Below are 9594 nucleotides of genomic sequence, written 5' to 3' on the forward strand. Positions count from 1 at the left end.
CACCTGCCACCCAGCAAGAACCAACTCCCGCTCCACCAGGCTCAGCAACTCCACCGACCGCACCAACACAGACGGCGAACCGGCGATGCTGGCGATGACGGTTTTCAGCCTGTCGGCCAGAGCGTGCGCAGCAGAGTCTGAGATGTGCGCTGGTTGGTATTTGAGCTTCGCGGTAAGGGTGGGTTCACCATAGGCGATGATGCTCACGGGGTAGTGGGTATCATCCGCACCAGATGCGCCCTGAAGTGTCATTCCGTCGATGTCGACTGCGTCGTCGGACGCCGCATCTACGGGGTAGGACTCAAACACGGTAAGAGTGTCGAAGTGTGCACCAGGGCCCGCGAGTTGTTGAATTTCTGGCAGCGCGATGTGGTGATAAGCCATCAAATCGGCTTGTTCCCGTTGCACCCGCGTGAGAACGGTGGCCAACGTGTCGTCGGCGTGGAGCTGGACTCGTGTGGGGATGGTGTTGATGAACAACCCGACCATGTTTTCCACACCGGACAATTGCGGTGGCCGACCAGAAACTGTGGCACCGAACACCACATCATCACGGCCCAACTGCTGACCGAGCACGATCCCCCACGCCACCTGAACAACCGTGTTCAGAGTGACGCCAAGCGGCCTGATTTGTTCGATCAGTGCAGCGTTTTCCTGCTCGCTCAGTCGAATTACTGTTTCGCGGACTGTACCGAGGGGCGCATTGGTTCCGTCGGCAGCGATGGCAGTTGGCTCGTCGACCCCGGCGAACGCACTTTCCCACGCCTGCTTCGCGGCTTGTGTGTCTTGTTGAGCGATCCAGCTCAAGAAGTCTTTGTAGGGGCGGACGCTCGGCAAGTACGTGGCGTCTCCCCTCGTGGCGTACAGGGTAAGGAGTTCCTTGATCAGAATTGGCATTGACCACCCATCAAGCAGGATGTGGTGGTTGGTGAAGAGTAGTTGGTACTCCCCCTCGGCAATGGTGACCAGGTGCATGCGCATCAGCGGGGCGTCCGCAAAATTGAACGGCTGATGCTGATCTTGTTGCTGTATTTCAGCACCTTGTTCACGTGCTTGCGCTAGCGGCAGACCGCTGAGGTCGGTGTGCTGCCACGGCAGGGAAATCTCGTTGAGCACTGTTTGAATTGGTTGCCCGTTGGTGGTGTAGGCGAAGGCGACACGAAGGTTGGGGTAGCGGTTGAGCAGCGCTTGTCCTGCGCTTCGCATGCGCTCCGGATCAACAGTGCCACCGAAGTTCAACACTGTTTGGGCAGTGTAAACATCCGGCCCTTCACCTGCGAGCATGCCGTGGAAAAGCAGACCATGTTGGAGTGGTCCGAGCGACCAAATATCGTCGACGTGTTGGTTCTTGGCTCGGTGCCCGCGTTCAACGTGCTCGATTTCGGTTTGCTGGAGATCGACCAGCGGAAGGTCGCTGGGCGTAAGCGTGGAGAGTTCGTGAGCGTCCGCTAGTTGTGCGATTTCTCGCAGCGCCGTGATCCATTCATCGCGGATTTGGGTTGCTTGGTCCGCTGTGAACAGGGTGCGTATGTACGACAGTGTGCCGGTGAGTTCATCACCCGATGCCGAGACGTTGATATTCAGTGCTCCGGGAGCTCCCATGGAGTCATTGGCGGTGCCGCCGACGCCTGGAATGGATCCATCGGGTAGCCACCCATACGTTTGGGTGGTGTCGCTCGACTGGCCGGTACCGAGCCTGCCCAGGTAGTTGAATGTGACCTGCGGTGGTTGATCAAAAACGAGTTGATCAGCAGTTGAGGTGTTGAGGTACCGCAAAGCGCCATAACCCATGCCCTTGTTTGGGATTGTGGCGAATTGTTCTTTCACTGCTTTGAGCAGCGTCGACAACTCATCGAGATGTGAGGGTTGCGGCGCGGCGGACAGCGGTGACGAGAGCCTTGCGGGGTACACGTTGGTGAACCAGCCGACTGTGCGGGAGAGGTCGGCGCCAGGGATGAGTGCTTCTTCCCTACCGTGGCCCTCCATGGCGACCAGGATCGAGTCAATTGATCGGCCTTGGCGCTGCTGGTAGCGCTGCAGTGCTACGAACAGCGCCGCGAGAAGGCCGTCGTTGACGTTGGCACGGTATGCGTGCGGGAGCGCGTTTAGTACCTTGTCGCCAATATCTGCGGGCACTGAAATGTCAACCCGGTCGAGTTGGCCGATTGTGTGTTTGTGGGGGTGGAACTCGTCGCTACCCAACGGTTCATCCGTGGTGGACACCACGTCGGACCAGTACTGCAATTCAGCGCGCGCTTTGTCGGAGTGGGCGTAGTCCGTGAGGGCATGCGCCCAGCGTCGTAGCGAGGTTCCCACTGGTTGCAGTGTTGCTGTTTCGTTGGTGTCGAGTTGCGCCCATGCGGTGGCGAGGTCAGGCAGGAGGATGCGCCAGGAGACACCGTCGACCGCGAGGTGGTGCGCCATGATGAGTAGGCGCCCTGACTCATCGGGGAGTTCCGCACTGGGCGCGAACCACACAAACTGCACAACTATCCCGTTTGTGGGAGCAAGTCGGGCGGCGGCGGCATCGTGTTCTGCGGCCGCGAGTTCAGCAAAATCCGCGCTATCTGTTGGTTCGGTGAATTCGACGCGTCGCAGTAGTTGGGCGATGTCAATTGTTTCTGCGGTGGACACGTGCGTGTGGTCGCCGTCCTGGACGAACGTCAAACGTAGTGCATCGTGGTGGGCAACAACTGCGGCGAGGGTTCTCTCCAGGCGCAGTTGATCGACCTCGCGTGGCAGTGTCAACAGCATTGCCTGCGAGAACTCGTTGTTGTCGCCGCCTAGCTCCGTTAACCATTGCATCACCGGTAGCGGTGGCATTTCGCCGATTCCGCCGCCCTCAAGTTCTTCCAGGGCAACGATGTCGCTGTCGGCTGACCACTGCGCGACACGGGCAAGTCCAGCGATTGTTTTCTGTTCGAACACGTCGCGGGCGGCGAAGACGATCCCGGAGGTTTTTGCCCGTGCCACAAGTTGAATGGACATGATGCTGTCGCCACCGAGTGAGAAGAACGAATCGTCGACACTGATGGTGGCTACGCCGAGGAGTTCGCTCACAAGGCTCGCAATTGCACGTTCCATCTCCGTGCTGGGTTCACGCTGTGTTGTGGCGGTGCTCGCGAAGACCGGTTCGGGCAGCGCCTTCTTGTTGACCTTGCCGTTCGGTGTGAGTGGAATTTCGGCGATGGGCATAATCGCGGCGGGAACCATGTAGGAGGGCAAGGTTTCACCAGCAAACTCACGCAGCACCTCAGGTGACACGTCTTCAAGTGCCACCCCCACTTCTGGCACAACGTAGGACACAAGTTGTGTCTGGTTGGAGGCGCCCTTGTGCGCCACAGTCATTGCGTGCGCGATGGCATCGTGGTTGGTGAGGGCGACGTCAATTTCGCCGAGTTCAATGCGGAAGCCACGTACTTTTACTTGGAAGTCAGCACGCCCGACATAGGTAAGTTCTAGTTCGCCTTGCGTGTCGCGTACCCATTTGACGATGTCGCCTGTGCGGTACAGTCGTCCGCCATTAGGGTCGGTGGGGTTCGCGACGAACCGTTCCGCTGTTGTTCCTGCTCGGCGATGGTATCCGCGAGCAAGCCCCGCCCCAGATACGTACAGCTCCCCTGGCACGCCAACGGGGATGGGCTGAAGGCGGTTGTCGAGTACTAGCGCGTTGGTTCCGCGGATTGGGCCACCGATAACTACTGGGCTATGTGGCACCAACGGTTTTGACATGGTCACGGCGATGGTCGCCTCGGTTGGACCATATGCGTTAAACATCGCTCGCTCTGAAGCCCACCGAGTAACCAAACTGTCGGGCACAGCCTCGCCACCGACAATTACGGTGCGGACGGTGCTTACCGCTTGTGGTGGAACTGTTCCGAGCGCTGCTGTGGCAACAAAGGCGTGAGTGACATCGTTTTCATTGAGGAATGAGGCAAGCTCTTCGCCGCCGTAGATCCCCGCAGGGGCGACGCACATGCATGCGCCTGACGGGATCGCGAGGAACAGTTCCAGCATTGATGCGTCGAAGCTCGGTGAGGAAAAGTGCAGCACCCGTGATGAGCTGTTGATGCCGAAGCGTTCTTGCTGTTCTGCAGCGTAATTTGCGAGCCCTGTATGCGTGACGACGACGCCTTTAGGTAGACCTGTAGAACCTGATGTGTAGATCATGTAGGCGGCTTGCGTGGCGCTGAGTGATCCGCCGAGTTCCGCAGCTTGCAGCTCTGTGTCTGGGCGGTCGGCGATCCGCGCTTGCACCGCTGGGTCGTCCAGGATGATGTTGGTGAGGTCAATTCGCGCGTGTTCGTGGTGTGTCAGGACAACTTCCACACCGGAATCACTCACCATGTGTGCGATTCGGTCTTCTGGGTAGGTCGGGTCGATTGGTACGAACGTGGCGCCTATTTTGACGACGGCCCATAACGCGACGACGGAATCTATCGACCGCGCGATACTGACTGCAACCGGAGTTTCTGGGGTGATCCCGCGGGACAGCAATTCTCGTGCCAGCTGGTTGGATCGGGCATGCAATTCGCCGTAGGACACAGTTTCGCCGTTGAAAACCAACGCTGGCGCTTCCGCATGGGTTGTGGCGGTATCGCGCAGCATCTGACTGAGGTGTTGTGGCGGTTCGGCCGGAGCGCCCGAAACTGGGGTGAGTTCAGCGCGTTCTTCATCGCTCAGGAGGGTGTAGTCGTTGATGTTGCGGTGCGGGTCCTCGACGATGGTCGTGCACAATCGGATGAACTGTTCGGTGAGCTGCTCGATTGTTGATTGCGCGAACAGGTCGGTTGCGTAGGTGATGGCCGCACGCATCGCGCCGTCGTGTTGCGGTGCTTCAGCGAAGGTGAACTGCAAGTCGTACTTGGCGACAGCAAAGCCGCTATCGAGTGGGGCAATCGTCAAACCGTCGAGTTCGAACTCAGTGTGATCGAGGTTCTCAAACGACAAAATCACCTGGAATAGCGGACTGTGCGCGGTGGACCTCTCCGGTTGCAGAACATCCACCAACCGCTCAAACGGCACGTCTGCGTGAGTGAAGGCATTGAGATCGGTGTTGCGATGTTGGCCCAGCAACTGCGCGAAAGTTTCGTTTCCGTCCAGTTGTGTGCGGAGCACAAGCGTGTTGACGAACATGCCGACCAGCCCATCAAGGGCTCGATCACCACGCCCGGCCACAGGGGTACCGATGGCGAGGTCATCGCTGCGCGACAGTCGCGCGAGAAGCATCGCGAGTGCCGTGTGTACCACCATAAATGTGGTGGCGTTGTTTTGGCGGGCGAGAGCAACTAGTTGTTCGCGCAGCTCAGCGGGGATGGTGAATTCGTGGGTGGCACCGCGCATACTTTGTACCGCGGGACGCGGGTAGTCCGTCGGAAGTTCAAGCCGGTCCGGCAGTGCTGCGAGGGCGTCGGTCCAATATTGAAGCTGTTGCGCTGCGAGGGAACCTTGTTCTTTGTCGTCACCGAGGACATTTCGCTGCCAGAGCGCGTAGTCCGCGTACTGAACATCGAGTGGTTGCCACATTGGTGTGTCCCCATGAACACGCGCGTGGTAGGCGACCATGATGTCACGGGCGAGCGGCCCCATTGAAGATCCGTCAGCGGAAATATGGTGCAGCACGAGCACCACGATGTGTTCGTCCAGCTTCAGTTGGAAGATGGTGCCGCGCGCGGGTAGCTCAGTAGCCACATCAAACCCGGAGTTAACGAGGTCGACGATCCGTTCAAGAACTGAGTTTTCATCGACCGCAACAACAGGCACATCAAGGTGAACGTCATCCATCGCAAGCACACGCTGGACTGGTGCACCGTCGACACTGGGGTAGATCGTTCGCAGGGTTTCGTGCCGAACCACCGTGTCCGTGACGGCTCCGATGAGCGCATCGACGTCCAGTTCACCGGTAAGACGCAAGGCTAGCGGAATGTTGTACGCGCCGGACGAACTGTCGAACTGGTTGATAAACCACATGCGTTGCTGCGCGAGCGAAAGCGGAATGTTCTCCGGCCGCTCTTGGCGTCGCAGCGGCGGCCGGTCATCTGAGGTTGCGTGGTGTTCTGTGTAGCTCGCCAGAGCTTCGACTGTCGGGTAGTCGAATAGAACCCGCACCGGCAGTTGCACGTTCAGCGCCGCCGCGATTCGGGCGACGACACGGGTGGCGAGCAATGAGTTGCCGCCTGCTTCGAAGAAGTCAGCGGTGACGCTGATATCGGTGGTGCCAAGAACTTCCCCGAATACGCCAGCGATGATTTCCTCGACCGGGTTGCGGGGGGCAACAAACTCGCCTGCGTGAGTTCCTATCTCCGGCTCGGGAAGCGCCTTTCGGTCAAGTTTGCCGTTGACGTTGAGCGGCATCTGCGGCAACTGGAGGAAAACCGACGGCACCATGTAGCTTGGCAGCGCTTTGCCCAGTTCTATGCGGAACGCATCGGTATTGATTTCACCTTCACCCACCACGTACGCGACGAGCTGCTCACCAGCGCTGGCCGCCGTGTGCACGATCACCGCGGCTTGCTCCACTGGGGGTTGTGCGACAAGGGCATTTTCGATCTCGCCGAGTTCGATACGGAAGCCACGAACCTTCACTTGGAAGTCGGAGCGCCCCATGTACTCAAGTACGCCGCTTCTCCACCGAGCGAGGTCGCCGGTTCGGTACATACGCGTGCCTGCCGCCCCAAAAATGTTGGCCACGAACCTGTCGGATGTCAGGTCAGCGCGCCCAAAGTATCCGCGGGCAAGTTGTGCGCCGGCAAGATACAACTCACCTGTGACACCGGGAGGAACTGGGCGTAGTCGCCTGTCCAGCACATAAACTTGGCTATTTGTTTCCGGTACACCGATGGGCATGGTGGCGGTTTCGGAGCCGGTGCAGCGGTATGAAGTGATCGACACCGCGGCCTCGGTCGGGCCGTACAGGTTGTCCACTCTGGCTTCTGTGAGTTCCACGGCGCTGCGTGCTGTCGCGGGCCCCAGTGCCTCACCGATGCACAGGATTCTCTGCAGGCTGGGAACATTTATGGTGCCATCTTCGCCAGCGTTTACCGCGAGGAAGGCGTCAAGCAGAGACGGCACGAAGTGCGCATCGGTGACACTGTGTTGGCGCATGAGATTTGCGAGGTACGCAGGGTCGCGGTGCCCGTCGGGATCGGCGATGATGAGGCGCGCACCTGCTGCGAGTGGCCACCAAAATTCCCACACAGACAGGTCGAAGGTTGCCGGTGTTTTCTGCACCAGCGCACTATCTGCTTGCATGGGGTATTCGCTGATTTTCCATGCAATCTGGTTGGCGATGGCGGCGTGCGGTACAGCAACACCTTTGGGTCGTCCTGTGGACCCGGAGGTGTAAATGACGTAGGCGATGTTGTCAGGAGTGAGAGGGCGACTGCGCTCCTCTTGCGTAACTGGTTCGGTGCTGGTTTCGCTGAGATCGAGCGCATCCATGTTGATCCTGCGCACACCAGCGGGGAGATCAAGAGCTTCGCGGGAGGTCGACAGCACCAGTGTGGGTTGTGCGGATTCGAGTACGTAGGCGGTGCGTTCTGCGGGGTGGTCGGGGTCGATGGGCAAGTACGCGCCACCGGCTTTAACAATGGCGTACATTCCGACGAGCAATTCGATGGAACGTTTCGCGGCCAGCCCCACTGTGGTTTCTACACCCACGCCCTCAGAAATGAGGTACCGGGCCAACGCGTTGACCTGCTGCGAAAACTCGGCGTAGGTCAGTTCCGTGTCTCCGAAAACAAGCGCCGCAGAGTCCGGGTGAGCTGCCGCTTGTTCGTCGAAAAAGTCAGTGAGCAACCGATCAACGACCGGTCCCGCAGTGTTATTGACCTCGTGAACAACGTGTTGGGTTTCAGCCTCATCGAGAATATTGATGTCGCCTACTACCACTGACGGGTCAGCGGACACGACTCGAAGCACGTCAACGAAGCGTTCAGCGATGCGTTGCACCGTATCGACCAAGAAGAGGTCTTCGGCAAAAGTAAACCCGGCGGACAGGCCGAGCAGTTCCCCATCATCACCGAGGTTTTCACTCACGACGAGGTGAAGGTCGTATTGCGCTACTTCGGTATCAACATTGAGGGGTTCGACTACGAGGTCAGGTAATTGAAGCGACGGTTTTTCGAGGTTATGAAACGAGAAACCAACCTGCGCGAGCGGCGCATAGGCGGTGGAACGGGCAGGGTTCAACACCTCAACGAGTTGCTCGAAGGGAACGTCAGCGTGTGTGAACGCAGCAAGATCATGGTCGCGAGCGTGGTCAACGAGGTCCGCGAAAGTGGCGTTGCCTTCGACACGCGTACGCAGTACGAGAGTGTTGACGAACATACCAATGAGCTCATCAAGCGCGCGGCTACCTCGACCAGCGATGGGCGTTCCAACAGCAATGTCGTCACTTCCGCTGAGCCTGCTCAGCAGAACCGCAAAGGCTGCATGTGTGGCCATGAACACGGTGGCACCACGGTCAGCGGAAACAGACGCGAGGGCGCGATGGACCTCCACCGGTATTTCGAACCGAATCCTCCCGCCGCGCAAGGTCTGCGCTGCCGGACGAGGCTTGTCGGTGGGAAGCTCAAGTAGGTCAGGGAGGTCGGCAAGTTCCTGTTGCCAGAAACGAATTTGGCGGGCTGCGAGCGATGCGTCGTCAGCCGGGTCACCGAGCACTTGCCGCTGCCATAAGGCGAAGTCCGCGTACTGAACTTCGAGGGGTGCCCACATCGGTTCAGAATTGTTGAGCCTGGACGTGTAAGCGAGCATGACGTCTTTAGCCATCGGCATCATCGAGCTACCGTCAGCGGAAACGTGGTGCAACACAATGACGAGGACGTGTTCGTTGTCTGATAGTCGGTAGAGCACACCACGAACCGGCAACTCGACCGACACGTCAAACCCGCGCATTGCGAATGCGGCGGCTGCTTGCTGAAGCTCGTTTTCGTCAGCAACATCCTGAACAAGCAGGGTTGCATCCGCCCGTTCCGCATCCAGAATCTGCTGGACAGGACCATTCCCGGTACCTGGGTACACGGTCCGCAAGGTTTCGTGCCTACCGACCACGTCACCGTATGCACGTTGCAGAGCATCGGTGTCTAATGTGCCTGTGAGCCGAAGCGCTAACGGGATGTTGTACGCAGGCGACGCTGGGTCGAACTGGTTAATGAACCACATCCGTTGCTGCGCAAGCGACAAAGGAATCTCATCTGGGCGTTCCTGCCGCACAAGTGGTACACGCTGTTTGACGCCGTCGTCAGGTTCACCCGTGAGTTTCGCGAGCGAGGAAACAGTGGGTGCTTCGAAGAGTTCGCGAACGATCAACTCAGTGCCGAACGATTCGTTGACACGCGCAATAACTCGCGTCGCCATCAGCGAGTTGCCGCCAAGTTCGAAGAACGAATCCGCCACACTGACCTGTTCAACACCGAGAACCTCAGCGAAGATCGCAGCGATAACTTCCTCCGCAACACCAGTCGGTGCCACATACTCGCGGTTGACTGTCAGGTCTGGCTTCGGCAATGCCCGCCGGTCGACCTTGCCCTGAGGCGTCAGCGGCACCTCATCAATTACTACAAAAGCCGACGGCACCATATACGACGGCAA

General features: G+C 58.8%; 1 protein-coding gene. It reads right to left on the minus strand.

The annotated features are described in order from the left end of the window. The coding region (locus tag IEW73_RS16435) for a non-ribosomal peptide synthetase (RefSeq protein WP_188678015.1) at nt 1-9594 on the minus strand (9594 nt) is incomplete at both ends.

Origin of the sequence: Hoyosella rhizosphaerae (assembly GCF_014643175.1) — a bacterium.
Taxonomy (GTDB): domain Bacteria; phylum Actinomycetota; class Actinomycetes; order Mycobacteriales; family Mycobacteriaceae; genus Lolliginicoccus; species Lolliginicoccus rhizosphaerae.